The organism is Vibrio penaeicida (genome assembly GCF_019977755.1).
GTDB lineage: Bacteria > Pseudomonadota > Gammaproteobacteria > Enterobacterales > Vibrionaceae > Vibrio > Vibrio penaeicida.
Map to the genome: position 1 here is coordinate 1,109,128 of NZ_AP025144.1, position 26,298 is coordinate 1,135,425.

22 protein-coding genes are annotated in these 26,298 nt (G+C 43.8%); 11 read left to right on the forward strand and 11 right to left on the reverse strand.

Features of this window, described 5'->3' with window-relative positions; genetic code table 11:
• The first annotated feature begins 116 nt into the window (after nucleotides 1-116).
• Entirely contained in the window at nucleotides 117-437 is a 321-nt protein-coding gene (locus LDO37_RS05240; RefSeq protein ID WP_126608291.1) for a ComEA family DNA-binding protein, read from the forward strand.
• A 34-nt stretch (nucleotides 438-471) separates the two neighbouring features.
• Here LDO37_RS05240 and rrtA read toward each other — a convergent pair whose 3' ends face one another.
• Nucleotides 472-1,044 carry a rhombosortase gene (gene rrtA / locus LDO37_RS05245; protein ID WP_126608292.1) on the reverse strand — a complete coding sequence of 191 codons (573 nt, stop codon included), beginning with the start codon at nucleotides 1,042-1,044 and terminating at the stop codon, nucleotides 472-474.
• On the opposite strand from rrtA, the gene LDO37_RS05250 reads away from it, so the two are divergent.
• The gene (locus LDO37_RS05250) at nucleotides 1,033-1,653 is read left to right on the forward strand and encodes a tRNA-uridine aminocarboxypropyltransferase (RefSeq protein WP_126608293.1); all 621 of its coding nucleotides are present in this window, start codon (nucleotides 1,033-1,035) and stop codon (nucleotides 1,651-1,653) included. The two genes, rrtA and LDO37_RS05250, sit on opposite strands and share 12 nt — an antisense overlap.
• Before the next feature lie 40 nt (nucleotides 1,654-1,693).
• On the opposite strand, the gene LDO37_RS05255 is transcribed toward LDO37_RS05250, so the two are convergent.
• From LDO37_RS05255 to LDO37_RS05265, 3 genes are all read right to left on the reverse strand, one after another.
• Nucleotides 1,694-3,013, reverse strand: coding sequence for an anti-phage deoxyguanosine triphosphatase (locus tag LDO37_RS05255; RefSeq protein WP_126608294.1), 1,320 nt, complete (start codon nucleotides 3,011-3,013; stop codon nucleotides 1,694-1,696).
• A 51-nt stretch (nucleotides 3,014-3,064) separates the two neighbouring features.
• Nucleotides 3,065-3,649 (reverse strand): 5'-deoxynucleotidase, encoded by a 585-nt coding sequence (gene yfbR, locus LDO37_RS05260; RefSeq protein WP_101113592.1) that lies wholly within the window; start codon nucleotides 3,647-3,649, stop codon nucleotides 3,065-3,067.
• Between the two features lie 148 nt (nucleotides 3,650-3,797).
• Complete coding sequence (locus tag LDO37_RS05265; protein WP_126608295.1) at nucleotides 3,798-5,012, reverse strand: pyridoxal phosphate-dependent aminotransferase; 1,215 nt, start codon at nucleotides 5,010-5,012, stop codon at nucleotides 3,798-3,800.
• 249 nt (nucleotides 5,013-5,261) lie between these two features.
• On the opposite strand from LDO37_RS05265, the gene LDO37_RS05270 reads away from it, so the two are divergent.
• The 6 genes from LDO37_RS05270 to menE all read left to right on the forward strand — a co-directional run bounded on the left by LDO37_RS05270 (nucleotide 5,262) and on the right by menE (nucleotide 12,563).
• A complete protein-coding gene (locus LDO37_RS05270) occupies nucleotides 5,262-6,617 on the forward strand; it encodes an isochorismate synthase (protein WP_224055342.1) in 1,356 nt (451 codons plus the stop codon).
• Nucleotides 6,614-8,362: a 2-succinyl-5-enolpyruvyl-6-hydroxy-3-cyclohexene-1-carboxylic-acid synthase gene (gene menD / locus LDO37_RS05275; protein WP_224055343.1), complete on the forward strand. Its 1,749-nt coding sequence runs from the start codon at nucleotides 6,614-6,616 to the stop codon at nucleotides 8,360-8,362. Before LDO37_RS05270 ends, menD begins: the two co-directional genes overlap by 4 nt.
• Nucleotides 8,349-9,143: a 2-succinyl-6-hydroxy-2,4-cyclohexadiene-1-carboxylate synthase gene (gene menH / locus LDO37_RS05280; protein ID WP_126608298.1), complete on the forward strand. Its 795-nt coding sequence runs from the start codon at nucleotides 8,349-8,351 to the stop codon at nucleotides 9,141-9,143. The genes menD and menH overlap by 14 nt, the downstream gene beginning before the upstream one ends.
• A 15-nt stretch (nucleotides 9,144-9,158) precedes the next feature.
• Nucleotides 9,159-10,025 carry a 1,4-dihydroxy-2-naphthoyl-CoA synthase gene (gene menB / locus LDO37_RS05285; RefSeq protein WP_101113597.1) on the forward strand — a complete coding sequence of 289 codons (867 nt, stop codon included), beginning with the start codon at nucleotides 9,159-9,161 and terminating at the stop codon, nucleotides 10,023-10,025.
• A 114-nt stretch (nucleotides 10,026-10,139) separates the two neighbouring features.
• Nucleotides 10,140-11,126 carry an o-succinylbenzoate synthase gene (gene menC / locus LDO37_RS05290; RefSeq protein ID WP_126608299.1) on the forward strand — a complete coding sequence of 329 codons (987 nt, stop codon included), beginning with the start codon at nucleotides 10,140-10,142 and terminating at the stop codon, nucleotides 11,124-11,126.
• 45 nt (nucleotides 11,127-11,171) lie between these two features.
• Nucleotides 11,172-12,563 carry an o-succinylbenzoate--CoA ligase gene (menE, locus tag LDO37_RS05295; protein ID WP_263422445.1) on the forward strand — a complete coding sequence of 464 codons (1,392 nt, stop codon included), beginning with the start codon at nucleotides 11,172-11,174 and terminating at the stop codon, nucleotides 12,561-12,563.
• Between the two features lie 6 nt (nucleotides 12,564-12,569).
• Here menE and LDO37_RS05300 read toward each other — a convergent pair whose 3' ends face one another.
• The 5 genes from LDO37_RS05300 to LDO37_RS05320 form a co-directional block, all read right to left on the reverse strand.
• Nucleotides 12,570-13,319 (reverse strand): alcohol dehydrogenase catalytic domain-containing protein, encoded by a 750-nt coding sequence (locus tag LDO37_RS05300; RefSeq protein WP_221768547.1) that lies wholly within the window; start codon nucleotides 13,317-13,319, stop codon nucleotides 12,570-12,572.
• Between the two features lie 90 nt (nucleotides 13,320-13,409).
• Nucleotides 13,410-14,891 (reverse strand): aldehyde dehydrogenase family protein, encoded by a 1,482-nt coding sequence (locus tag LDO37_RS05305; RefSeq protein WP_126608300.1) that lies wholly within the window; start codon nucleotides 14,889-14,891, stop codon nucleotides 13,410-13,412.
• Nucleotides 14,892-15,128: 237 nt separating this feature from the next.
• On the reverse strand, nucleotides 15,129-16,082 hold the full coding sequence (locus LDO37_RS05310; RefSeq protein ID WP_126608301.1) for an AraC family transcriptional regulator: 954 nt from the start codon (nucleotides 16,080-16,082) through the stop codon (nucleotides 15,129-15,131).
• 489 nt (nucleotides 16,083-16,571) lie between these two features.
• Nucleotides 16,572-18,446 carry an MFS transporter gene (locus tag LDO37_RS05315; RefSeq protein WP_126608302.1) on the reverse strand — a complete coding sequence of 625 codons (1,875 nt, stop codon included), beginning with the start codon at nucleotides 18,444-18,446 and terminating at the stop codon, nucleotides 16,572-16,574.
• 9 nt (nucleotides 18,447-18,455) lie between these two features.
• On the reverse strand, nucleotides 18,456-19,052 hold the full coding sequence (locus LDO37_RS05320) for a TetR/AcrR family transcriptional regulator (protein ID WP_101113601.1): 597 nt from the start codon (nucleotides 19,050-19,052) through the stop codon (nucleotides 18,456-18,458).
• A gap of 323 nt (nucleotides 19,053-19,375) precedes the next feature.
• Between LDO37_RS05320 and LDO37_RS05325 the strand changes: the two genes are divergently transcribed.
• On the forward strand, nucleotides 19,376-20,248 hold the full coding sequence (locus tag LDO37_RS05325; RefSeq protein ID WP_101113602.1) for a Tim44 domain-containing protein: 873 nt from the start codon (nucleotides 19,376-19,378) through the stop codon (nucleotides 20,246-20,248).
• A 171-nt stretch (nucleotides 20,249-20,419) separates the two neighbouring features.
• Here the strand turns inward: LDO37_RS05325 and pta are convergent, their stop codons facing one another.
• Complete coding sequence (pta, locus tag LDO37_RS05330; protein ID WP_126608303.1) at nucleotides 20,420-22,573, reverse strand: phosphate acetyltransferase; 2,154 nt, start codon at nucleotides 22,571-22,573, stop codon at nucleotides 20,420-20,422.
• Between the two features lie 116 nt (nucleotides 22,574-22,689).
• Nucleotides 22,690-23,886 carry an acetate kinase gene (locus tag LDO37_RS05335; RefSeq protein WP_101113604.1) on the reverse strand — a complete coding sequence of 399 codons (1,197 nt, stop codon included), beginning with the start codon at nucleotides 23,884-23,886 and terminating at the stop codon, nucleotides 22,690-22,692.
• 344 nt (nucleotides 23,887-24,230) lie between these two features.
• Between LDO37_RS05335 and yfbV the strand changes: the two genes are divergently transcribed.
• Complete coding sequence (gene yfbV / locus LDO37_RS05340) at nucleotides 24,231-24,683, forward strand: terminus macrodomain insulation protein YfbV (RefSeq protein WP_101113605.1); 453 nt, start codon at nucleotides 24,231-24,233, stop codon at nucleotides 24,681-24,683.
• A gap of 596 nt (nucleotides 24,684-25,279) precedes the next feature.
• Complete coding sequence (locus tag LDO37_RS05345; RefSeq protein ID WP_126608304.1) at nucleotides 25,280-26,245, forward strand: ABC transporter substrate-binding protein; 966 nt, start codon at nucleotides 25,280-25,282, stop codon at nucleotides 26,243-26,245.
• Nucleotides 26,246-26,298: the final 53 nt, after the last annotated feature.

A 26,298-nucleotide genomic window follows, 5' to 3' on the forward strand; every position in this document is an offset into this window, starting at 1 on the left:
AACTAATTTGTTTATCACACAGGCCGCACTATGCGGCCTGTTCTATTTCTAGTATTGACTGTTTTCTAATCATTTTCGTCTGTTCAGAATACGTTTTTTTATACAAGGAACGTAAAATGAAGTTCATCAAACTGGCTCTTATTGCATCTCTTTCTTTATGTGTGTCTCTTCCGGCTTTCTCAGAGAGCACCTCTTCGCCATCTAAAAGCACTCAAAAAGCGGATAAGTACGATGGTATAGAAATTACTGTAAACATTAATACAGCGACTGCTGAGGAGCTAGAAACGTTATTGATTGGCATAGGTGAGAAGAAAGCCAAGGATATTATTCAATTTCGTCAAGAAAATGGTTTGTTTGAGAAGGCTGAAGATTTGATAAAAATTAAGGGAATAGGTAAATCTACCGTTGAAAAAAATAAAGAACGCATACTGCTTTAGATGATGCATTCCTGCGAGTTGGGGGATTAATTCCTTAACTCGCTGCTTTTACCCACCCCTTGGGTTGCAGGCTACCGAGAATTAACCCGATGATAGTTCCGGCAATGTGGGCTTCTGTCGCCACTTTCGCCTCAATGAGTGCTTCTGTGTCTGCCGAAGGGCCAACCCAGGTTTCCCACCCAACTTTTATCAAGATACCTAAAACCAGCAAGCCGCTGTGTTTTCTTCCCTGAATCGTTTCCGTAATTGCATAGAACGCAAAAATGCCATGCAGCACACCAGAAAAACCCGCGTATTGGTACATATCGCTGGCTAGCAGTCCAATTCCGATCAGTATGGATATAAGGGGGACAACAATGATAAGCGAAAGCCATGAAGCGGTATATCGGAAGAAAAAAGCGATGACCGCAAAGCTTGCAGCGTTAAGCATGAGGTGATTGAGATTGGTGTGTGTGAAGTTTCCTGTTACGATTCGCCACCACTGACCATTCAGTATTAAGTCAGCATTCCAAGGTAGCCAAGGTTGGAAAGCAGGGTACTCTGCAATTACCATGGCGATGAGGAATACGGTAACAACGGGAACGAGCTCTGCTTTATGTCTGATCATCAATCTGCTTCTACATACCGATATTGCCAAGATTGTGGCAAGGCAAAGAAAATGTGTATCTGCCATACCATACAAAACCTCCATTCTGAGGTAGAACTCATTATTCTTCAACATCCTGATGAAGTACATCGCGCGATGGGTACCGCAAGGATTTTGAACTTATCTCTAGATTCATGCCGTATTTTCGTCGGGGAAAACTTTTCAGAACACACAGAGCTTAACGATCTACTTCAAGATGACAGCTATAATCACTCGGTGCTGTTCCCAAGTGAAGAAAGTGTTCCAGTGTCTCGATTGGGCAATGATGAAATCAGAAAACACCGTGTGCTGCTAATAGATGGGACGTGGAAAAAAGCGTATAAAATATGGCGGCTTAGTGAAAATTTGCACTCCTTAACGAGTGTCGCTTTACCTGTTGACCTTGAAGGGAATTACAGGATTCGAAAGGCACCTTCAAGTAATAGCTTGTCTACAGTAGAAGCAGGTTTTCATTTGCTGAATATTTTAGACGTAACGCGAGATTTTACTCCGCTGATAGAAAGCTTTAATCAAATGGTGGATATGCAGTTTAAACATATACCACCGCATATCCGAGCTCAAAATTATTAGGGTATGTTGATTTTTCGAGATGAGTACGCTTTCCACTGAATTAAGAGCAAAATAGCTGCTGATGCAACCTCTGAGCAGAGCCATCAGTTAATGATGAAATATAGTCAGTTATCACACGCATTCCACCATCGTGAGATTCAGTTGCTCTAATCCAGTCTTGGCGAATTATTTCCGGTAAGAGTCTTTTAGGATCGCCACTAAGCGCTTCAAAGATATCAATAATAATTTGTTGCCCTTTATATTCAACAACCTGAACCTCAGGGATCTGGATAACATATCGACTCACAAATTGCTTGAAGATTTCCAGTGCTTTCTCGGCGGGTTCTTCTAACTTAGCGTTCCATCTCAATAGAGGTTCGTCGAACCTTGTTTCGGTAAACTCTTTGACGCTAATACTGGTCAGTAGTGCGTTTACTATTCCGCCAATGGCGTCTTTTCTTTGGTAATGGACACCAGAAAATAGTTTTTCACTGATCTGTTGAATGTTCTCTTCAAACCATTTATCACCACATTCAGCCAGTTGGCTTGCCGCCACTTCTTGCCATTGTGAGCGATGAATCAAGCCCAACACAATTGCATCTTCTAGATCGTGAATCCCATAAGCAATATCGTCGGCAAGCTCCATAATGGAGCAGTCCAAAGACTTGTACTGTGTCTTTTTATGTTCAAATGGTGTGTATTCACGAGCCCTTAGCGCTGAAAAGCGATCTTTATCGTTGCCACTTAAAGGCTCTAAGACCCAATCAAACAAAGATTTATCGTCGTTATATATCCCTTTCGCAGGGTGCCAGTCGCTGGCTTTGAGTTTGCGCTGATTGGACACCGATTCTGGAATGGATGATGAACGCAGTTCGCTGATGAGAGCTGGATATTTGATGAGTCCCAGCAAAGCTCTGCGAGTCAGGTTCATACCGTGGTGTTCAGTGTAAGGTTCAAGCTGGGTGACGATTCTAAAAGTTTGCGCATTACCTTCGAATCCACCGTGCTCACGCATCATATAATTCAAGGCAATTTCACCTCCATGCCCAAACGGTGGGTGGCCGATATCATGAGCCAAACATAAAGCTTCCATCAGGCTAGAGGTAGGGAGCAAGTCGGCGAGGTTGGGTTGTTTACGTTTAACCTGAGCGCGTATCCCTGAACCGAGTTGAGCTGCTTCTAGCGAGTGGGTTAATCGTGTTCGGTGAAAATCATTGACGCCAGTACCATGGACTTGGGTTTTGGCTTGCAGTCGACGGAAGGCAGCTGAATGGAGGATTCGAGCGCGATCTCGTTGAAACGGGTCTCGATGATCGTCTCTGCGCATCTTTTGCTCTGCATTCATTCGAGTTTGCCATGCATTATGATCAGTTTCTGTCATTGAGTCCTCGCTCGTTTATTTCTTCTTGTACAGTAAGCCAAGTCGCCTTATTTAGCTTATTTCATCAAGAGACAATTCAAAGCTCTCCGCAAACGTTTCTAGAAAATAAGTCATCTCTGGGGATTCTTTTTCCTTTAACGTTTTATCGAGTCTTTTTTTTGCTTGCGCGTATTCGTGGTTACCAGCGGACAATTCTTCTAAGCACTTTAAGTATGCACATAAGCTGTCGGCTTGTTTTACGATATTTTGATCATCCTTATGCGCATTTTTTGAAATTAAGAAAGGTGCAAAATCCTCCCGAAATTCTTCTGGCAACATAGAGACAAGCTTTTCTTCTGCCGCCGCTTCTATCTTTTTGTATTCCTTGGCGATGTCAGGATTATAGTACTTTACAGGTGTAGGTAAATCCCCAGTTAGGACTTCGCTGGTATCATGGTACATACCCAATAGAGCGATTCGCTCGGGGTTAACATTGCCGCCAAATTTCTTATTTTTGATTATGGCCAGAGCATGCGCAACAAAGGCGACTTGCAGGCTGTGTTCAGAAATATTTTCTGTAGAAACAGAGCGCATCAAAGGCCAACGCTGGATAAGTTTCATTCGGGCCAAATGAGCGAAGAAATGACTGCGTGCCATGAATGGCTCCTTTTTTCGGATGGGTGTGATACTCGAATAATTTCAAAGTGCTAGCTTGAGTATAGCGAGTAAGAGATTGGGCTGAAAGGTACAACTAGCCGAACAAAAAACGCCCCAATCAATATTGAGGCGCCGTTAAGATAAAAATTTACTGTTTGTAAGTGGTTAGGAAGCGTTCAAGCCGACCTATGGCGGTTTCCAAATCTTCGATATGCGGCAAGGTAACAATTCTGAAATGATCGGGCTCTGGCCAATTAAAACCGGATCCTTGCACTAGAAGTACTTTTTCCTGAATCAAAAAATCCTGAACAAATTTTTGGTCATTGGTTATGTTGAATTTTTTCACGTCAATTTTGGGGAATAAATACATGGCCCCTTTGGGTTTAACACAGGTGATTCCCGGGATTTGAGTAATCAATTCATAAGCTCGATCTCGCTGCTCCAATAAGCGTCCACCGGGCAAAAGCAATTCATTAATGCTTTGATAGCCACCCAAAGCGGTTTGAATGGCATGTTGCATGGGAACATTGGCGCACAAACGCATTGATGAAAGCATATCTAAACCATCGACGTAGCCCTTGGCGATACCTTTAGGCCCGGTCAAAAACATCCAGCCACCGCGAAAGCCACAAACACGATACGCTTTAGATAAACCATTAAACGTGACCATTAAAACGTCGTCTGCCAGCGTTGAAATAGAAGTATGCGTAGCACCGTCATACAAGACTTTGTCGTAGATTTCGTCGGCAAAAATAATCAACTTATGCTGCCTAGCAACTTCAATCACTTCCAGAAGAAAGTCGCGACTGTATACCGCGCCTGTAGGGTTATTTGGGTTAATCAGTACCAAGCCACGTGTTTTTGGCGTGATTTTCGCCTTCATATCTTCAAGATCAGGATACCAATCGGATTCCTCATCACATCGATAATGAACCGCATTTCCACCAGATAAAGAGACGGCGGCAGTCCACAATGGGTAATCGGGGGCAGGGACCAGCATTTCATCGCCGTTGTCGAGTAGAGCTTGCATTGCCATAACGATAAGTTCGGATACACCGTTGCCGATGTAAACATCTTCTACATCAAGATTTAAAAGACCTTTACGCTGATAATGTTGAACCACCGCTTTTCTCGCGGAGTAGATGCCTTTTGAGTCACAATACCCTTGAGAAGTGGGCAGGTTGCGGATTACATCAACAAGAATTTCATCTGGGGCGTCAAAACCGAATGGGGCAGGGTTGCCTATATTCAATTTTAGTATTTTATGCCCTTCTTCTTCCATGCGCTTAGCATGTTTGAGTACAGGACCTCGAATGTCGTAGCAGACATTGTCGAGTTTTGATGACATCCCGATATTTTGCATTGAGTAAATCCCGATTTATTTTATTTTAATTTCTAAAAGTACACTATTTAAATTCTTAATAGAATAAAAATCTGTTTGAAATTTCAGGTTTTTATATTGTTCTGACATACAGGGTCAAATTACTTGAATCATGCACCTCAGGTAACTTGAATATCGATTTCTGTGTAGCCCGAATTTTTCCCTAAATCCGCTCAGATTTGTCTAACATCAACAAATAGAATAGTCGACCTAAGATAAGATGATCTCAGTTTGAAGCAGAGTGAGATTGCCTTGTTGCCACTACAAGCAAAAATTAACGAACTAATTGAATGTGTTTACCAAGGAAAGGAGCACCAACATCGAATCAGTTTACCTATTGAACTTGATTCAAGTTTTTCTTTGCTTGATTGGTTAGAACATCAGCCTCATTCCCCTAAGCTGTACTGGAAATCGAGAGGCGGAAATATTGAAGCTGCCACACTAGGGCAAGTCTCCCAATTCCGATCGACTATTGATGCGCAAGTCGGGCTCAAGCCGAAGCAAAACATCTGGGTTGTTTCGAACTTTGCAGAGCACGAACGACGTAGCGTCAATACTAAAACCAATACCAACATAAAACCCGAATCTTATTGCTTTCTTCCTCAAATAGAATTGATTCGAAATGACAACGATTGGACGCTAAGCGTTAATCTCTCCTGCGATATAAGTAGCACTCTGAACGCGTTAGCCTCTTTGAGTGCCGGTTGCTCCAGCTTATCCCGCCTAGTTCCTTTGCCTGAGCTCACCTTTGTTGAACATCAACCTACAGCAAAGGTATGGGATGGGTTGGTCGTTCGAGCATTAACCCAATTTCAAAGCAGTGCGTTGAAAAAGGTGGTTCTTGCTCGTCAATCAACATTTGAACAGACCCACACAATTTCTCCTTTTGCTTTTATTCGTTTGAGCCAGATAAAGAACGAGGGAAGTTATCACTTTGCATTTGCCATCGATGAAGAGAATTCATTTGTGGGTTCGACACCTGAGCGGCTATACAAACGTGTTGGGTTGGAGTTAGAAACGGAAGCCTTGGCAGGAACGGTAGGAAGAGGGGGCAGCTCTGAACACGACTTGTCACTTTCGACTTGGTTGCTTAACGACCCAAAGAATCAGCGAGAGAATCAGTTCGTTGTTGAAGATATCGTTGGGCGTTTAGCGCCTCTTTGCAATCAAATTCAAATTCAGCAATCTCCTAGCATCAAGAAGCTTTCTAAGGTTCAGCATTTACGCAGAGTGATTAAGGCGGAAATATCGAAAAAATCGAGCGGTGAATCCATCCTATCCGTACTTCAACCAACCGCCGCTATTGCGGGGCTACCAAGAGAAGAAGCACTCGACTTTATTCATAAAAACGAGCCCATTAATCGAGAATGGTATAGCGGCAATGTTGGTTTTTTTAATCGAGAAGAAGCCGAGTTCTGTGTGGCTATCCGAAGTGCAAAAATTACCGCTAAACACATTCATTTTTATGCCGGAGCGGGAATTGTTCCGGGATCAGAATCAGACAGAGAGTGGCAGGAATTAGACAAGAAAATGTCAACACTGCTGAGTCTATTTAACACGCTGCCAGAAGTGGAGGTAGCATCATGATTGAACAAGCGAGTTTGAATCGTGTTTGGGCAACGCTGATCTTAGAAGAGTTAACCCGATTTGGCGTCGAAGACATTTGCATCGCACCAGGTTCGCGATCAACACCGTTAACGTTAGAAGCCGATGCTAATTTGTCATTAAACCTTCATTGCCACTTTGATGAACGTGGCTTAGCATTTTACGCGTTAGGTTTGGCAAAAGCTTCTCATAATCCCGTCGCTATTGTGGTGACATCTGGGACGGCGGTAGCTAATTTACTGCCCGCAATATGTGAAGCCAACCTGACGGGAGAAAAACTTGTTGTACTCACCGCAGATCGCCCTGTGGAACTTATCGATTGTGGTGCAAATCAAGCCATCGACCAAATGGGCATTTTTTCTTCACATGTAAGCAAAGCCGTCAATCTTCCAAGTCCAAATACACGAATCCCTGCTAATTGGCTGCTGTCCACTGTTGATGAGGCAATGCATTTTCAATCCGAGCATGGCGGTGTCGTTCATTTCAATTGCCCATATCCCGAGCCGCTTTATGATGGAAATGAAGCAAATTTCGATGATCCTTATCTTCTGAAAGTAAAGCCTTGGTATGAATCTCGCTCTCTCTTAACCGGAGTGTCTCACTTTCATTCTCAACCCAGTCTTTCAACTGACTCATTTAGCCAAGTCCACTCAATAGAAAGCAAAAAAGGCGTCGTGATTCTTGGCTCATTGAATTTATCTGAATCTCAAAAGGCGCTAGAGCTTGCGAAGTGCTTAGGTTGGCCTGTGTTCTGCGACCCGCAAAGTGGGGTGAGCAGCGAGTTTGCGCATTACGATCTCTGGCTAAGAAGCCCCGAGGCCAGTAAAGCGTTAGACGACTGCAATTTGATTCTTCAGTTTGGGGCGAGGCTCGTTTCAAAACGTCTATTAAATTGGATAGAAAAACGCGGTGACCATTGTGATTATCAAATCGTTCAGCCTTATCAGCAACGACTGAATCCAAGCCATAGAGTACAGCATAGAGTTATTGCGGATGTCGGTTTTTGGTGTGAAAACGCGTTGACCGAAATAAGTCCATCAGACATTCAGTATCACGGTTGGGGAGATGCTTTAAAAAAAGTATCAGAAATCACTCAAAAGATTATTCGTTCTCACGAATTTGTAGCCTGTTCTGAAGCGGATTTAGTTATGCGTTTATTCGACTATACCTTGGATGTACCTACGGTATTCCTTGGTAATAGTTTGCTGGTTCGATTGGTGGATATGCTGGCGAAAACACCTGAACTTGAAATCTATTCAAACCGTGGAGCGTCAGGGATTGATGGTTTGGTTGCAACGGCAGCAGGTGTGCACTCAGCCAGTAAAAATAAGTCTTTAGTTATGATTGGAGACACCTCTTTATTGCATGATCTCAACTCTTTATCTCTTTGGACTCATACCAATACTCACCCCTCAGTTATTTTGGTTTCCAATAATGATGGCGGTGCTATTTTCGATTTATTACCCGTGCCCAAAGAGAGAAAAAGAGCACTCTATCAAATGCCACATGGGTATCAATTCAAGCACGCAGCGATGCAATTTGGTTTGGGTTACGCGGCACCAAGCGATACTTCAAGTTGCATACAAGAAATCGTGAGCCATTTAGCGTCGGGCAACGGCACTTTGTTGGTTGAATTGATTACCCCTTCGGAGCAAACATCCTGCGAGCTAAAACCCATTACGGAAAAAGTCTGCAATGACTTAGGAAGCCAATATGTATTTAGGTAGTCAATGGTTGGCTTACCATGAAACGCATGTAAACCAGCCTGTAGCGGTGTTTCTTCATGGTTTTTTAGGCAGTGCCTTTGATTGGCAAACCACTTCTAAGTATTTGAATGAATTTAACTGCTTAGGCATTGATTTAGCTGGGCATGGTAGAAGTGCCGCTGTTACGGCTGCGAATTTATCTGAAGCGTGCGAACAAGTAAATCGCACTCTGAAGAGGAGGCTGTCGCAAAATACCCCCGTTATTTTGGTTGGGTATTCTCTGGGCGCACGGATTGCGATGTCTGGCTTAGCGAATGGTCATTGGGATCGAGCCAATATTGTAAAAGTCGTATTAGAAGGTGGCCATTTTGGATTACAAAGTGAATTGGAAAAAGACGCCAGATGGAAAAACGACCTTAAATGGGCGAAACGCTTTGCCAATGAAGATATAGAGCAGGTTTTGCAAAGCTGGTATCAACAACCAGTATTTAACTCATTAAATCATGAGCAAAGACAAAGTGTTATCAACCAAAGACGAAATAATAATACGGTTGGCGTGTCGAGAATGTTATGCGCTACATCATTAGCGAAGCAACCCTATTTGCTGGACGAAATATTAAGGCACGATTGTATTCAATACGTTTGTGGCGACAAAGATGAAAAATACAAAACGTTAGCGGAATCAAGTGGGTTGACGTTCAGTTTAGTTAAAAATGCTGGGCACAATGTGCATCAAGAGCAACCTGCAGCATTTGCTCAAATCATTAATCAATGTGTGACTGAGTACAAACTTCAGTCATAACTTCCGGAGAAAACTATGGCAAGAACGGTCGGTATTACAGAAGAGGAGCTTTATGCTCCGGTTGAGTGGGTGAGCTCAAGCAATCGTTATGAAGATATTCATTACCATAAATCATCCGATGGCATCGCCAAAATTACTATCGCACGCCCCCAAGTGCGAAACGCGTTTAGACCACAAACGGTGAATGAGATGATTCACGCTCTGGCTGATGCTCGATACGACAATAAGGTCGGGGCGATCATCCTCACAGGGCTAGGTGAAGACGCTTTCTGCAGTGGTGGTGATCAGAAAATCCGTGGCGATTATGGTGGATATCAAGATGATGACGGCACACATCATTTGAATGTACTAGACTTCCAGCGTCAGATTAGAACATGCCCAAAACCCGTGATCGCTGCAGTGGCAGGTTACGCGGTAGGTGGTGGTCATGTCCTTCATATGATGTGTGACCTGACCATTGCCGCCGAGAATGCTCAGTTTGGTCAAACTGGGCCGAAAGTTGGATCGTTTGATGGCGGTTGGGGTGCATCTTACATGGCGCGAATTGTAGGACAGAAAAAGGCTCGTGAGATATGGTTTTTGTGCCGATTCTACGATGCACAAGAAGCACTGGATATGGGGCTGGTGAATACCGTTGTACCAATTGAAGATCTCGAAAAGGAAACCGTACGCTGGTGCCGAGAAACATTACAACATAGCCCTATGGCACTGCGTTGTTTGAAAGCGGCATTAAATGCGGATTGTGATGGTCAGGCTGGACTTCAAGAGCTCGCAGGTAATGCGACCATGATGTTCTACATGACGGATGAAGGGCAAGAAGGTAGGAATGCATTCAATGAAAAGCGCCGCCCTGACTTTGATAAATTCCCTCGCAATCCCTAATTGGTTACTTAGGTAGCTTGAGTATATAACAACGTCATTGGCAAATTACGCCTAATAAAATCAATTGGCGTGAAAGTAATTTGCCACTCAGTTAGGTAGGAAAAGGATAGTTCTATGCGAAATGTAAAGCTCTACAGATATCAGCTGGCGATGGATAGCGGGGTGATATTACGTGATCAAAAACTTCCTCAACGAGAAGGTTGGATTGTTGAACTTACCGATGCGGGGAAAACCGGATATGGTGAAGTTGCACCTCTTCCGGGTTTTAGCCAAGAAAGTTTTGATGAAGCAGGAGAGCAATTACAACAAGCACTCGCATTATGGGCAAGTGAGGGGGCATTGAAATTAGATGACTTATTTCCATCGGTTGCTTTCGGGTTATCTATTGCTCAAATGGAATTGGCGGGTGGGCTGCCTGAAAACGGCAACTACAATGTTGCTCCACTTTGTACCGGTGATCCAGACGAGCTACTGCCTATCCTTAGCCACATTCAGGGAGAGAAGGTAGCCAAAATCAAAGTTGGTCTCTATGAGCCTATTCGTGATGGAATGTTGGTGAATCTGTTTCTTGAATCCATTCCTGATTTGTCTCTTCGTCTTGATGCCAATCGATCTTGGTCGCCAGAAGAAGCGCGAAAGTTCGCGAGTCACGTTAATCCTTCATACCGACAACGAATTGCCTTCTTAGAAGAACCCTGTAAAAGGCCGGGTGAAAGCCTAGCGTTTGCTATCGATACTGGCATTGCAATCGCTTGGGATGAAACGCTTCAACATGCAGTTAAAGAAGAGGGCTTCAAATTATCGGAACTTACCGGAGTGAAAAGCTTGGTGATTAAGCCGAGCTTGATCGGGTCGATTGAACGTTGTGCCGCGTTGGTCAAGCAAGCGGAAAAACTGGGTATCTCCAGTGTGATTAGTTCGTCGTTGGAGTCCAGTTTGGGTCTAAATCAACTTGCCCGCTTGGCACATTGGCTTACGCCGAGCAGTGTGCCGGGGCTGGATACCCTGAGCTTATTTGCTTCACAACTTGAAGTCCCTTGGCCGGGTTCATCCTTACCCATCACATCGCTGGATTCCCAAGAGCTCGTGTTTCAGTGCTAAAAACACATAGTGGTTAAAAAGTACGTCAACCCACAGGACATGCCATTGCCAAATAACACGCTATTGCCAGAGGCTCCTTTACCGCAAAAAGTCCGTTTACCACAAAAAGACTCTTTATTGCGTAAATGGGCGAATTCTCGCTCAAACGAAATTGCGCTGGTGAATGAAGATGAAAATGTAACGTGGGAAGTGTTACTTAATAAGGTAATTGCCCGTAGCGAGTCTTTGAATGAAATGGGCGTCGCTGCTGGGGACGTGGTTGCGTGTGTTGGAAAAAACGATGACTTTCTTGTAGAGATCGCACTGAGCTGCCAAGAAATTGGGGCGATTTTTGCTCCAATTGCGTTTTCACCTAGAGAGATCATCAAGAAAAAGTTGGAGTCCATCACTCCTAAATTGGTGTTTGAACAGCAACCGTCAGGAGAGTGGGAGTGCCAAAAGCAGGATAGTTTTGTTTCTCCAGAGTTACAGCTAGCGATTTCGAGTTTAATTTTCACGTCTGGGAGTACAGGCGATCCGAAAGCGGTTGCTCACACGGAGTCCAATCATATTACTTCCGCAACTGGGCTGTTGAGTGAATTTGAATTCAAATGGGGTGACTCGTGGTTATTAAGTCTACCTCTTTATCACGTATCAGGGCTTGCCATATTCTGGCGGTGGTTGGTATCAGGTGCGACGATGTCTATTCCTACGACAAAAGGGTGGCTCCATGATTTGAGGTTTGTTACTCACGCGTCACTGGTTTCTACCCAGTTAAAGCGGCTTCTCGATAGTGACGATATAGGCTTGCTGAAAAGAGTGTTGCTTGGTGGTAGTCATATTCCAAATACTCTTATTGAAGGTGCACAAAATCGAGGTATCGATACTTGGATGGGGTATGGGCTTACTGAAGCCGCATCGACTGTGACAGCAAAGCGCACCAATCAAAAACCTTCCTCGGGTAAGGTTCTACCATACAGAGAAATCCAATGCGTTGAGGGAGAGATTAGGCTGAGAGGGGATACGTTATCCAATGGGTATTACCGTCAAGGGCAGATTAAATCGCTACAAGATGAAGATGGTTGGTTTTCAACGGGAGACTTGGGTTACCTAGAAGAAGGCGAGTTGATTGTCGTTGGTCGCAAAGACAACCGATTCATTTCGGGTGGCGAAAACATTCATTGCGAAGAGATTGAAGCGGTTCTCAGTGCTCACATTGATATACGTATCGCCATAGTTGTTCCAGTTAAGGATGAAGTCTATGGTTTCAGACCAATTGCGGTGCTTGATACGGATTCGCTGCAGCCTAAAAAAGTGTATGAACGTACTCTGGCGAGTAAGCTGGAAAAGTTCAAGTGGCCGATTGAATATCATTTAATGCCAAGCGATTCCCAAAAACATGGTGGAGTTAAGATCTCTAGGAAATGGCTGGAAACGTGGCTTAGTGAACGAGCCTGAAAGCGATCAAGTATAGAACCAAAAGAGCGGCTTAGCCACTCTTTTGAATTTTATCACATGGCTTGCGCCCAATTCTTCAGCTAACAACAGACGCTCTTCGTTCGGATCTACACAAATTCGAATTGCACACCCAGTAACCACAGCCCCCAGCAAGGCTGAGAGCCCAACTGATCCCGCACCATAAATCGCAATGGAATCCCCTGCCTGAGGATGCAATGAGTTAATCACAGCACCGGCACCAGTTTGCACTCCACACCCTAGCGGTCCCATAAGTTCCAGCGGCACATCTGAAGGAATTTTTACTACGCTGCGTTCACTGCCAAGGGCATATGTGGCAAAAGACGACTGACTGAAAAAACCTCCATGGATTACTTCGTCACCTTGACGCATAGTTGGGCTGCCATCCATGCGTGCAAAGCCGAAGTTCGCTTTAAAAAACTCTCGACAATACATTGGCATACCGGTTTTACAAGTGTCACAGTCACCACAATAATTGCAATTCATCACCACATGATCACCGGGTTTTAACTTGGTGACTTTGCTGCCAACTTTTTCGACAACACCCGATCCCTCATGACCATAGACAGCAGGATATGGTGCTGGTACCACTTGATCCCGCGGAAGAGTATCTGTATGACAAATTCCACAACTTACAACGCGAATCAACACTTCATCATCGCGCGGCTCATCTAATTCAACTTGTTCCATTGAGAAGCTACCACCCCTCTCACGCATTACGGCTGCTGTAATTTTCATATTGCTCTCCTAGTGAGGGTAAACGAGTATTTTTATTACTCGCTATGTTGTTATCAGCGCATGTTTTTTTGGGAGTATCTCATCGACGAATTAAGTTAAATACCAAGGTTGAGGCAAATCGTACGCAAATGTAATAGATTTGGTTTCTGTATATAGATTCAGTGTGTCGCGGCAATATTCTCTTCCAATACCGCTCTCTTTCCAGCCACCAAATGGTGTCCCGTCTACTAGATTAAAATACTGATTAATCCATACTGCACCAGCTTCAAGACGTTCTGCTGTTTTCATGGCATTGGAAAGATTGGATGTGTATATTCCTGAAGCTAGTCCATACTTCACGTCATTAGCTTGAGCTAACATAGTTTCATAATCGTTCCACCTAATGACAGCAAGAACAGGACCAAAAATTTCTTCCTGTGCTATTTTCATATCGTTAGTTGCTTCAAACACAGTCGGCTGAATAAAATAGCCATGCTCGTTTCCTGGAATAGTGATTCTTGACCCGCCGTACACCAAATTGGCGCCTTCTTTTATGCCATCTTCAATGTACTTTAATACCTTTTCTCCCTGTTTCTTAGAAATCAAGCAGCCAATTTTAGTCTCTCTGTTGGTTGGAGAGCCCATCGTCACATTGTTCAGACCCGTCGTGAGTTTATCCATAAATGCATCATAGATATCGTCATGAATAAATAACCGGGTACCAGCTAGACAAGATTGACCATTGCAATAAGTGGCGGCAAATGCGGCATTATCGACAACTGCGTCTAAGTCATCGACATCCGGGAATACAATATTTGGGCTTTTTCCTCCAAGCTCTAATGAAACAGGTACGAGTCGGTCAGCACCAGCGTGTGAGATTATTAGTCCTACCTCACTGCTGCCTGTAAAGGCCAGCTTTGAAACACCTGGGTGGGCCGTAAGTGATGCTCCAGCTTCTTCACCTAATCCAGGAACAACATTGACGACGCCTTTTGGAAAAATTTTTCCGATAATTTTGCAAAGTTCTAGTGTAGAAAGTGAGGCATTTTCATCTGGTTTGAGAACAACAGTGTTGCCCGCTGCCAAGGCTGGAGCCAGTTTAAATGCGGCCATAATTGAGGGAACATTCCAAGGAATGATTTGACCAACGACCCCAATTGGTTGTCGACGAGCCACAAAATAGCCATTAGGTATTGGTTTACCGAAATCTTCAAATGAAATAATAGCAGAAGCAAAAAAACGATACTGCCCAATCGCAATTCTATAATCTATTTCAGTTTCATTTAGTGGTCTTCCAATGTCGGCGGCATCAATTAATGCGAGTCTAGGTAGATTTTCTTCTAACTTATCTGCAAGCTTATGTAATAATTTAGACCTTTCTTCATAGGTAGTCTTTGACCAAGAGATGAAAGCGCTTTTGGCTGCTGTAACGGCTTGGTCAATTTCGGCACATCCTCCTCTAGTGATTTGAGCTAAGTGTGCTCCTGTCGCGGGATTAATGGCTGCATAAGTGCGTTCGGCGATCGGTTGAAATTGCCCGTCGATAAAGGCGCCATATTGCTTGTCAGCCAAAAAGTCTGTTGTATCATTCATGTGCTCACTTCCTTTTGATTTATTGGTACCAGGCTCAGAGCCTCTGAGCTGCACTCTATTTTTTAACGAAACTAGCGAGCGGTTCTATCCGTTAAACGAACAAATATCCAAAACGCGAATTTTTGTTTGCTGTGCCATTGGCATGAGAAGAGTTTAAAAATTGAAACGTAGTAAAGGTGGCAGGCTTAGGGCGATTTAGGTTTAAGGTGTATGTCGATTTACATCCTCTAGCATTTCTTACTGACTATTTCTTCTTAGGGTGACGATAGGAAGTTCACCAAACTGCTTTTTATAGGCTTCACTAAAGCGCCCCATATGACAAAACCCTGCATTAAATGCAGCCTGAGTGACTGTGGTACAAGTTCCTGACGCAGAAAGTTCATCATGCACACGCTCAAGACGAACTTTGGTCAAATAGCCTTTTGGCGTTACCCCTAAACTGTGTTTAAAAGTTGCTTGCAGCGTCCGAGCACTAACATTCAATTCTGATGCGAGTTCCGTGATGGTAATCGGCGCCTGATAGGTATCTCGGATCAGTTGTTCTGCTTGCTTTACTATATTCGGGCGCGGGTTCGTGTCGGATTTTTGAAGCAGAGCACTATAATTATGCGGCTGATATTGAAGTAATAAAGTTATCAAATATTCTTCATAGGCACGTATTGCGTTATTCGCAAGTGGGGTGTTGTTTCCTATCATATCTTCTGAAAACTTGATGGCTTTATTCCATTGCTGCTGAAACGAAGGCTGAAAAGGGGTCAGTTTAAACTTTAATTTGGTATTTAGTGAGCTCCCCACCCATCGCGAACAGACCTGCTCGATCATTGAATTATCTAAGGTTAAAGATGCCTGTGAGAATTCCTTGTTAAATTCTAAGGTGGTGCACCGCTCGGACGAAAAAATGACACTTTGCCCTTGATGAAACCGGACTCTTTCACTGTCTTGGCTGGTGTTTGCTACTCCATTTTTTGCATTCAGAACTAAGAAAAGGTTCTCAAAATTTTCTGCATCAATCGTCAGCTGAGCAGCATATGAAAGGTGAACGAGAGAATTTTGACCAAGCGGTGTGATACCTAACTCGGGTTGTCGAGCCACGTTAACCTTATGAATTTTTATCGTGTGAGGACAATAAATCTTTGATACATCACTCACTAATTGGTCTAATTTACTATCATTCACAATATTTAAGTTCACATTAAGAGTGGACGATTCTTGTGTTACAAGGCTTTTATCAACTTCGCCTTATACTGAAATATCTTATCGACTGTTCATTAAATGCATAATATGCGAGCTGTTGAATAATTTTCTATTTTTTTTAGTCCAATGAAATGATGAGTCATATTGGCTATCAGAGATCGTGCCGCTTTGTTCTACCGCATCAATAGTGAAGCAGAGAGGCTACTATTGATGCGATTTACGATATTTCTCGAATTAAAAAGGGATCAAAAAGACACACGCCAAATAAAAAGGTTGCCAACCCCATCCTTGGTGAGTCTTATGTATGACGTACAACACTGCGCGTTACTGAACCAAGTCCACTGGTCAGGTGCATAAAAGAGCTGGCGAAACCTGTGCCAGATATCGACTCGTTGTTGCCTTGAGATTTGACTTACGTTGTGTGTTCATGGGGCGTTTTCGTAAGAGCTTTGATTGTAAGGGTTTTGACTGTAAGTGTATTGTTAATTAGCGCCAGTCGCCGCGAAGTTCAGATACTTTTTCAAACATGTATTCTGTTGTGGCATCTTTTGGCTGAACAGGTTGACCAGCTTCAATCTCCACTTTGGACCAAAAGCGTTGTGGGAAACCATGGCACGCTCTACCATCTTTTGAACGGCTAAAGTAACTGCCCCAAAGCCCTTTGAGTGCCATTGGAATGACAGGGACGGGAGAACGCCTAAGAATCAAGTCCATACCGCGCATAAATGGGTTCATGTTGCCATCATTGGTCAATCGACCCTCTGGGAAAATGCAAACAACGTCGCCATTATTGAGTGCTTTTTTTACTTCATTAAATGCTTGGCGAACAGAGCGACTATTAGTTCCGTCAATCGCGATAACGCCACCGTTCTCCAATAGTGTTTTAATCGGAGGGAAATGAGCATATTCCTCTTCCATGACAAAACGTATTTGGCGTTTGCAAGCACCAATCATCAGTAGGGCGTCCATATAGCTGACGTGATTGCAGACAATCAAAGCCCCACCTTCTTTTGGTATGTTTATCAGGTTCTTGTGCTTAACTCGATACATGGTGTGGGTGAACATCCACAACACCAATCGAGATAAGAACATAGGCACTTGCCAATACACGTAAGTGGCAACAAATATATTCAATACGGCAAGAAGTAAAAAGAGGGTTGGAATAGCCAGTTCGAGCACGCTAAGGCACACAATACCCAACACGGCACTACCCACCATGTAGATGGAGTTATAAATATTGTTGGCAGCAATGATTTGGGCTCGCTCATTTTCACGCGCTTGGGTCTGCATCAATGTATAGAGTGGGACAATAAACAAACCGCCAGATGCGCCCAACATGAGTAAGCTAAAGAACACCGGCCAAAGCTCAGGGTAGGTAAGGAAGCTCGTAAAATCGCTGAACACCGGTAAAGAGTCAGGAGTGAGCGTTGCCATCATGACGCCAAAAACGCTGATACCAAAGCTACCGACAGGTACGATACCGGGCTCCAATTTATGTTTGGATATACGGTCACACGCCATTGAACCAATGGCAATTCCAACTGAAAACAGCGCAAGCAGAAAAGAGACGGCGCTTTCATTGCCATTTAAGTGCAGCTTTGTGTAATTGGGGAACTGAGTGAGATAGCTCGCACCAAGGAACCAGAACCAACTGATCGCCATAATGGCTTGAAAAACGACACGGTCACGTTTTGCTATTGCCAACGTGTTTTTAGTTTGTGAAATTGGACGCCACTTAAATTCGACATCTGGAGCGGTAGGCGCTGCCTCAGGGATAGAACGACTTGCTACATAACCACAACAAGCAAACCCGACAACACAAAGTGCCGCGACCGTCGTTGCATTATCAACTGACGCAATGACGCCAGCACCAAGGGTGCCTAGCAAAATAGCAAGGAAAGTCCCCGTTTCTACCAATGCATTTCCCGGAACAAGCTCATCGCGCTTTAAATGTTGCGGGAGCAAAGCGTATTTAACAGGACCGAAAAACGCAGATTGCGTTCCCATCAAGAAGAGCAGAATCAGCAATATCAAGTAGCTTTCGGTCACGAAACCGATCGCGCCCAATGTCATGATGGCAATTTCCGCTAACTTTACTTTCCGGATATAGGCACTCTTTTCGTATTTGTCTGCTAAGACGCCAGCGGAAGCCGAAAACAAAAAGAAAGGCAGAATAAACAAACCGGCCGCGAGATTTATAAATAGATTACTTGATACAGGAAGGGCTTCAGCTCCGGCGAAAGCAACAAATAACAACAAGACATTTTTAAAGATATTGTCGTTAAATGCGCCAAAAAATTGTGTAATAAAGTACGGGAGAAAGCGCTTTTGTGTTATTAAAGACGGGTGCTGGTTAGGCATTCAAATTCCTTATGCTTGCCAGTTAGCTAAATAGTTGGACAGTAAGTTGTCGATTAAAATTTTGCCATCGATTGGCGACGCAGAAAAGAATTTATCGTCTACGCTAAGCAAGGTAATTCCATGTACTCCTGCCCAAAGAACTCGACTGGCTTCGACTACGTTCTGATCAGATCCTTCAGGGGTGATCATTTGAATTAGGCTTTCAAGCATGCCAGTCATTTTGTCTATTCGCTCTGACTGCCAAGTCGGTAGCTCTTCCCCGTTCATCGTGTGCTGAAAAATGAGCTGCCAGCGATGTGGGTGTGCCAAAGCAAAATCGTGGTAACAATACGCCAGCTTATGTAGGGCATCAATGGGGTGTTGAGCATCCTCAACGGCTTTTTCTGCTTGCTGCGATAGCTCATCCAAAGTTTGTGCAACAGCTTGTAAAAGCAATAAATTATAATTGCCAAATACATTTACAAGAGTGCTAGGGACGTAACCAATCATGTTGGCAATCTTTCTGAGGCTGAGCTCGTGGTGAGGTTTTTCTTCAAGGAAAGATTTCACGTTATCGAGGGTAAGTGCTATCAATTCTTCACGTGTATGATCGTTACGTCTGGCCATGGTTGAATGTATTAAAATGAACAATGTTCATTATTTTAAGTGTCGCTTATATAAGGGTCAAGACGAGAAACACTTGTGAGCTCAAATTACTGAAATCTGAGCTGTACGGATGCGTATCCATGTACAGTTTTGTCATTTTTCAATGAACTGCATACCCTAATGATGATTTTGTTAGCAATATCCTGAAACACACATTTGTGTTGCACGTATTTTATTGTTAACAACTTGAGGCTATGATTCTTAAAGTACTTGTGTCGCCTTGTTTTTCGCTTGGGTTGCCCATATGTACGTACTGTTAAAATCAGAATTAAGAGAAAATAACGATGAAACGATTATTTGCGTTTGTCGCTTTATTGATGATTTCCGTCACCGCTGCACCGATTGCTGAAGCAAAGAAATTCGGTGGTGGTAAATCATTTGGTAAAAGCCACAAAACTGCGCCTGCTCCAAAACAGCAACAACAAAACACTAATACTGTCGGCAAAGATCAAGGTAAACAAACCAGTGGCAAAAAAGGCTTAATGGGTGGTTTGCTAGGCGGTTTACTTGCAGGCGGGCTACTAGCAGCATTCTTTGGCGGTGCGTTTGAAGGTATCCAGTTTATGGATATTCTGATCATGGGATTGATTGCCTTTGTTATCTTTAAGTTGATGAAAGGCATGCTTGCCTCTAAGCAAGGCAGTATGAATCAACAACAACCAGCTTATTCTGGTGCAAACCGCAATACGTTTGAGCCACAACAGCAGCCAAATGTTCATAACTTCGAGCAGACTCAGCCATTATCTGGCGGATTTGGAGCTGCAGGTACAAGTGACGTTCCACACAATTACCCACCGGGTTTTGATCATGCTGCATTTGTTAATGGTTCTCGTGAGCACTACCGCAAATTGCAAGGTGCGTGGAATCACAACGAATTAGAAACGATTCGTGAGTATGTTTCTCCTGGTTTGTTTGATGACCTATCTGCAGAACGTGCAAAGCTAGAAGGTGAGCAACACACTGACGTTATGTACGTGGATGCTGAAATTGTTCGTGCAGACCACAATGCAACGTCTGCACAGCTTAGCCTTCAATTTAGTGGTCGTTACCGCGACGCAGCAGAAGGCGTAGAAGAAGACATCACAGACGTTTGGCACTTAGAGCGTGATTTAACGCAACCTAATGCACCATGGCTGATTGTTGGTATTCAAGCGTAACGTTTAATTTGGTTACCCTATAGACATAAGCCCCTTCCTCTTTGAGGAAGGGGCTTTCTTATTTGTGAAAGGTCGACTTTGTGAATGGTCGATTTATCAAAAGTTTTAAAATCAATTTGGACAGGTACAAAAAAACCGCCAACAGGCGGTTTTTTTGATTCTTGTACAGAATTAAGCTTCGGCTTCTTCTGCTTGTTTTGCCTGAATGGCAGTCAGTGCAACAGTGTAAACAATGTCGTCAACCAAAGCGCCACGAGACAAATCGTTAACAGGTTTACGCATGCCCTGAAGCATTGGACCAATTGAAACAAGATCCGCACTACGCTGAACCGCTTTGTATGTTGTGTTACCTGTGTTTAGGTCAGGGAATACAAATACAGTCGCTTTACCCGCTACCGGAGAGTTAGGTGCTTTAGAAGCAGCTACGTTTTCCATGATTGCAGCATCGTATTGAAGTGGACCATCAATAACCAAGTCAGGACGCTTTTCTTGAGCAATTTTGGTTGCTTCACGTACTTTTTCAACGTCTGCACCCTGACCGGATGTTCCCGTCGAGTATGAGATCATTGCAACGCGTGGGTCGATACCAAATGCGGCTGCAGAATCTGCCGACTGAATCGCTATTTCTGCCAGTTGTTCCGCGTTTGGATCTGGGTTGATAGCACAGTCACCGTAAACCAAAACTTGATCTGGCAGAAGCATAAAGAACACAGACGAAACAAGAGAAGCGCTAGGTGCTGTCTTGATAAGCTGAAGTGGTGGACGAATGGTGTTAGCCGTTGTATGAACCGCACCAGAAACCAAGCCATCAACTTCTTCGCGCTCTAGCATCATTGTGCCAAGAACCACTGTGTCTTCTAATTGCTCACGTGCAACGACTTCCGTCATGCCTTTATTCTTACGCAACTCAACCAAGCGAGCAATGTATTTTTCGCGAACGACTGTTGGGTCGATGATCTCAACGCCACTGCCTAAAACAACACCTTGCTGTTCTGCTACACGCTTAATCTCTTCAGGGTTACCTAAAAGTACACACTCGGCAATACCGCGTTCCGCACAGATAGCTGCTGCTTTCACGGTACGTGGCTCATCGCCTTCAGGAAGTACAATACGTTTTGCAGCGCGACGAGCAAATTCAGTTAGCTGGTAACGGAATGCTGGTGGGCTTAGACGACGAACCGCAGCAGAGCCTTCGGTTAGGGTGTCAATCCAAGGGCCATCAATGTGGCTGGCAACGTGGTCGTTAACGAATTCAATTCGCTCACGGTCATCCGCGGGTACTTCTAGGCTAAAGCTTTGTAGGTTCAAAGACGTCTGCCAAGTGTTACCTTGTGCCTTGAAGATAGGCAACCCTGTTTCAAAAGCAGGTTTACATAGGTCAACGATTTCACTAGGGATATCGTAACCACCGGTCAGTAAAATCGCACCAATTTCAACGCCATTCATTGAAGCCAAAGCAGCAGCCACAATAACGTCTGGACGATCGGCTGATGTAACAAGCAGAGAGCCAGGTCGGAAGTGCTCAATCATATTTGGAAGCGAACGTGCACAGAACGTGATGCTCTTGATACGACGGCTCGCAATATCGCCTTCATTAATGATATCTGCGTTCAAGTGCTTTGCCATATCGATAGCACGAGTAGCAATCAGGTCGATGCTCCAAGGCACGCAACCTAGCACGCGAATTGGACTAGAGTTGAATATTTGCATCACTTCTAGGTTCGCTTGGTGCGCACTGTCTGCATCATCAAAGATTTCAGACAGGTCAGGACGAGTACGACCAGCATCATCAACAGGGGCGTTCAATTTGTTAATGATAACGCCAGAAATGCTCTTATTTTTTGTTCCACCAAAGTTAGAACAAGCAACTTCGATTCGCTCTTTTAACTGAGTTGGATTGTCAGTGCCTGGTGTCGCAACAAATACGATTTCAGCACCCAATGTTTTCGCAATCTCGGCATTGACTTGGTTAGCAAATGGGTGCTTACGAGTCGGAACCAAACCTTCGATAAGTGTTACATCGGAATCTTTGTTAATTCGGTTGTAACGCTCAACCACAGTTTCAAGCAGCTCGTCCATTTTTTCAGCACCAATAAGTGCTTCAGCTTGGGTCATCGGCGTAGGATCGCCAATTTTCATGTCGCTGTTGAAACTAACAATAGTTGACGTCAGATCAGGTTGGTCACCGCCGCTGCGTGGCTGTGCGATTGGCTTGTAGAATGAAACTTTAACGCCTTTACGCTCCATAGCGCGTAAAACGCCCATGCTAACACTGGTAAGACCAACACCTGCGCTAGTAGGGATAAGCATAATAGTACGTGACATAGGGGATTCCTATCACTATCAGGTAAATGCTTTGCGAAGCTAGAATGTTCCCAAAGCTAAAAATAAGAACTGGCTAAGCGCACTCATCGGCACGTTAGCCAGTAAAAGTCAGTTTATTATAGACCTGCTAAACGCGCAGTGTCTTCAGCAATAACAAGCTCTTCATTTGTTGAGACAACCATTGCAGGGATACGGCTTTCTGCTTTAGTAATAGTGCCTTCTTTACCAAAACGTGCTTTTAGGTTTGCTGCTTCGTCAACTTCGATGCCGAATACGCCAAGACGGTTTAGAACCATTTCACGGATTGGACCAGAGTTTTCACCGATACCGCCAGTAAATACGATTGCATCTAGACGACCTTCAAGAGTTGCTGTGTAACCTGCAACGTATTTCGCTAGACGGTGACAGAATACATCCATTGCACGTGTTGCTTCTTCTTTTTCACCGTAGTTGTCTTCAACAAAACGGCAATCTGAAGTGACTTCTGTAAGACCAGCAAGACCAGACTCTTTTGTTAGCATGGTGTTGATTTGCTCTACTGAGTAACCAAGTGCATCGTGAAGGTGGAAGATGATTGCTGGGTCGATATCGCCACAACGAGTACCCATCACCAAACCTTCAAGCGGAGTCAGACCCATTGAAGTATCAACAGACTTACCGTTCTTAATTGCACAAACTGATGCACCGTTACCTAGGTGGCAGTTAATGATGTTCAATTCGTCCGCTGGTTTACCTAAACGCTCAGCTGTTTCACGAGCGATAAATAGGTGAGAAGTACCGTGCATGCCGTAACGGCGGATACCGTGCTCTTTGTACAAGTTGTACGGAAGTGCGTATAGGTAAGCTTCTTCTGGCATAGTTTGGTGGAATGCTGTATCGAATACAGCGGTCATTGGTAGGCTTGGGAAGGCTTTTTGTGCAGCCTTGATGCCGATGATTGCTGCTGGGTTGTGAAGAGGTGCTAATGCTGCACAATCTTCAATACCTTTAAGAACGGCATCATCAATCAATGCAGATTGAGTAAATTGCTCGCCGCCGTGCACTACACGGTGACCAATTGCTTTCATTTGATCTGCAAGCTCAGGTTTTGAAGCAAGAATAGTTTCAACAATGAAAGACAACGCTTCATCGTGCGCAGCACCATTACCTAGTTGTGCTTCGTGCTTTCCATCAAGTTTCCACTTGATGCGAGCTTCTGGAAGATGAAGACATTCAGCAAGACCTGTAAGGTGCTCGTCGCCGTTTGCTGCATCAACAATTGCAAACTTAAGTGAAGAACTACCGCAGTTTAAAACTAAAACTAGCTTAGACATGAGTGACTACCTGTTATTCGTCTGATAAAAGAATCAGTTAAGGATGAAAATCAATCGCAAGCATAAATGTCTTTTTGAAAAGACAAATTACGCTTGGTCAAAAAATACTTGAAATTCCGTATCGTTGGACGCATTGATACTTTAATCAACGCGAATACGCTTCCTTGCAAATAACACTCACGGTTGCCTAAATTGTAAATAACAGCAACAATGAGATTGAGGGTTTGCTAAGGATAGCGATAATGACCCAAGATAACAAAAAAATTTGAGTGCATTTTAACTAGAATCAATTTTTTTGCAGCTTTTTTTTAAAGGTTGTCAATTTATTTTAGTGAGAGGTTGGTATGAACAATAAAGTCGGGCTCATCCATAGTTTGAAAGATGGTCAAAAATACATGGATACTTGGCCTGTGCGAAAGGAGCTGACCCCTCTTTTTCCAGAACAACGCATCATTAAGGCCACAAAATTTGGTGTCAAAGTGATGCCAGCTGTCGCTGCGATCAGCGTGCTGATGCAAATGGTGTTTGAAAACCAGCAAGCGATGCCCCAAGCCATTGTGATGGCTTTATTTGCGATTAGCCTTCCTCTACAGGGTATGTGGTGGTTGGGTAACCGTTCTAATACACAGCTTCCGCCCGCACTTGCAAGCTGGTACCGAGAAATTCATCAAAAAATTATTGAAGCTGGCGGCGCGCTCGAGCCAATAAAAAGCAAACCACGATACAAAGAACTGGCCGTAACGCTCAATCGTGCGTTTAGGCAGCTGGATAAATCTGCGTTGGAGCGCTGGTTTTAAAATCAGATAGATTTTTGATAGCTCGGTTTTTTACCAGTAGACCCTAAAGTAAATTCCCAAAAGGAGGCTAGGATCGTTTGATTCCAGCCTCCTTTTTTGTTGTCTTATTAACGATCTGTAATCATGTCTCACGTACGCTTGTCCCAATTCAGCATGTAAAACTGCGCGACTTCTTTCATTTCTATTTATAAAAGTCAATTTCATTAGCTAAGATTTATTTTGCATTATTGTTTAAAAAACATCGTCTGTTTTTTATTCAAATGATAAGAATATTACTTTGCTCGCTCTTAAATATCGTGGTTTTGTGTGCTGGTTAACGCAAATTTCACGTTTTGTTACTTTGTTGTTAATCCTCTCTTCCCTTTATGGAACCTTACTGGTAAAAATGTGTACATATGCGTAAATAAGCGCGTACAAAATATAGAAACTATAATTAGTAGCTGTTTGTTTCAGATTCCCTAGACTTATGAGTAGGTCACCACACCACAGGTGCACCATTTAGAGCGCTTAGAATCAAAGAAATAAAACAAGTAAGCTGCCAGGAGATTGGCAGCCACAACATCACAACAACTTTACTGCTGAATCAAGGAGTCAAGATGAAAGCAAGTCAAATCATTGCTACCGCGTGTATTGCCGGTGCAGCGTTACTTTCCTCTACAGGTGTTATTGCTAAAACGGCGAAAGTTGCCGTATCACAAATCGTAGAGCATCCCGCTCTGGACGCGACACGCCAGGGGTTGCTCGATGGTCTTAAAGAAAAGGGTTATGTGGAAGGGAAAAACCTAGAATTTGAATATCGTACAGCCCAAGGTAATCCGGCGATTGCGGTACAAATAGCGCGCCAGTTTGTTGGTGAAAACCCAGATGTATTGGTAGGTATTGCTACGCCAACTGCACAAGCCTTGGTTTCTTCAACTCGCTCTATTCCGGTTGTATTCACTGCGGTAACCGACCCTGTTGGCGCTAAGCTGGTAGGCAGCATGAAAAAACCAGGCAAGAACGTCACAGGTTTATCGGATTTATCGCCTGTTGCTCAACACGTTGACTTAATTCAAGAGATTTTACCAAACGCTAAATCTATTGGTGTGGTGTATAACCCAGGTGAAGCGAATGCCGTTACTCTGGTAGAGCTTTTGAAAGAAGCTGCGGATGCAAAAGGCCTCAAAGTTGTTGAAGCGACGGCTTTAAAGAGTGCGGATGTTCAATCGGCAACTCAAGCCATCTCTGCTAAATCTGATGTGATTTATGCCCCTACAGATAACACCGTTGCGAGTGCCATCGAAGGTATGATCGTCGCAGCGAATCAAGCGAAAACACCAGTTCTTGGCGGCGCTACCTCTTATGTTGAGAAAGGAGCAGTGGCAAGCTTAGGTTTTGATTACTACCAAGTCGGTGTTCAAACTGCTGATTATGTAGCCGCTATTTTAGAAGGTGCGGAACCGGGTAGTCTAGATGTGAATGTGGCAAAAGGTTCTGACCTTGTTGTGAACAAAACTGCTGCTGAAAAGATTGGTGTTACCATTCCTAATTCCGTTCTGGATCGTGCAACTAGCGTAAAATAATAACACTAAGCCCGAATAGTGCTCGCTATTCGGGCTTTTTATATCAAGCAGAA

Excerpts from the sequence above, each read along its gene's own strand:
- menB (WP_101113597.1), top strand. The coding sequence starts at position 9,159 with ATGGCAAGAACGGTCGGTATTACAGAAGAGGAGCTTTATGCTCCGGTT.
- LDO37_RS05305 (WP_126608300.1), bottom strand. The coding sequence starts at position 14,891 with ATGAATGATACAACAGACTTTTTGGCTGACAAGCAATATGGCGCCTTT.
- LDO37_RS05265 (WP_126608295.1), bottom strand. The coding sequence starts at position 5,012 with ATGCAAAATATCGGGATGTCATCAAAACTCGACAATGTCTGCTACGAC.
- pta (WP_126608303.1), bottom strand. The coding sequence starts at position 22,573 with ATGTCACGTACTATTATGCTTATCCCTACTAGCGCAGGTGTTGGTCTT.
- LDO37_RS05325 (WP_101113602.1), top strand. The coding sequence starts at position 19,376 with ATGAAACGATTATTTGCGTTTGTCGCTTTATTGATGATTTCCGTCACC.
- LDO37_RS05345 (WP_126608304.1), top strand. The coding sequence starts at position 25,280 with ATGAAAGCAAGTCAAATCATTGCTACCGCGTGTATTGCCGGTGCAGCG.
- menC (WP_126608299.1), top strand. The coding sequence starts at position 10,140 with ATGCGAAATGTAAAGCTCTACAGATATCAGCTGGCGATGGATAGCGGG.
- rrtA (WP_126608292.1), bottom strand. The coding sequence starts at position 1,044 with ATGATCAGACATAAAGCAGAGCTCGTTCCCGTTGTTACCGTATTCCTC.
- LDO37_RS05250 (WP_126608293.1), top strand. The coding sequence starts at position 1,033 with ATGTCTGATCATCAATCTGCTTCTACATACCGATATTGCCAAGATTGT.
- LDO37_RS05315 (WP_126608302.1), bottom strand. The coding sequence starts at position 18,446 with ATGCCTAACCAGCACCCGTCTTTAATAACACAAAAGCGCTTTCTCCCG.
- menH (WP_126608298.1), top strand. The coding sequence starts at position 8,349 with ATGTATTTAGGTAGTCAATGGTTGGCTTACCATGAAACGCATGTAAAC.
- LDO37_RS05300 (WP_221768547.1), bottom strand. The coding sequence starts at position 13,319 with ATGAAAATTACAGCAGCCGTAATGCGTGAGAGGGGTGGTAGCTTCTCA.
- LDO37_RS05320 (WP_101113601.1), bottom strand. The coding sequence starts at position 19,052 with ATGGCCAGACGTAACGATCATACACGTGAAGAATTGATAGCACTTACC.
- menD (WP_224055343.1), top strand. The coding sequence starts at position 6,614 with ATGATTGAACAAGCGAGTTTGAATCGTGTTTGGGCAACGCTGATCTTA.
- LDO37_RS05240 (WP_126608291.1), top strand. The coding sequence starts at position 117 with ATGAAGTTCATCAAACTGGCTCTTATTGCATCTCTTTCTTTATGTGTG.
- LDO37_RS05335 (WP_101113604.1), bottom strand. The coding sequence starts at position 23,886 with ATGTCTAAGCTAGTTTTAGTTTTAAACTGCGGTAGTTCTTCACTTAAG.
- yfbV (WP_101113605.1), top strand. The coding sequence starts at position 24,231 with ATGAACAATAAAGTCGGGCTCATCCATAGTTTGAAAGATGGTCAAAAA.
- yfbR (WP_101113592.1), bottom strand. The coding sequence starts at position 3,649 with ATGGCACGCAGTCATTTCTTCGCTCATTTGGCCCGAATGAAACTTATC.
- LDO37_RS05255 (WP_126608294.1), bottom strand. The coding sequence starts at position 3,013 with ATGACAGAAACTGATCATAATGCATGGCAAACTCGAATGAATGCAGAG.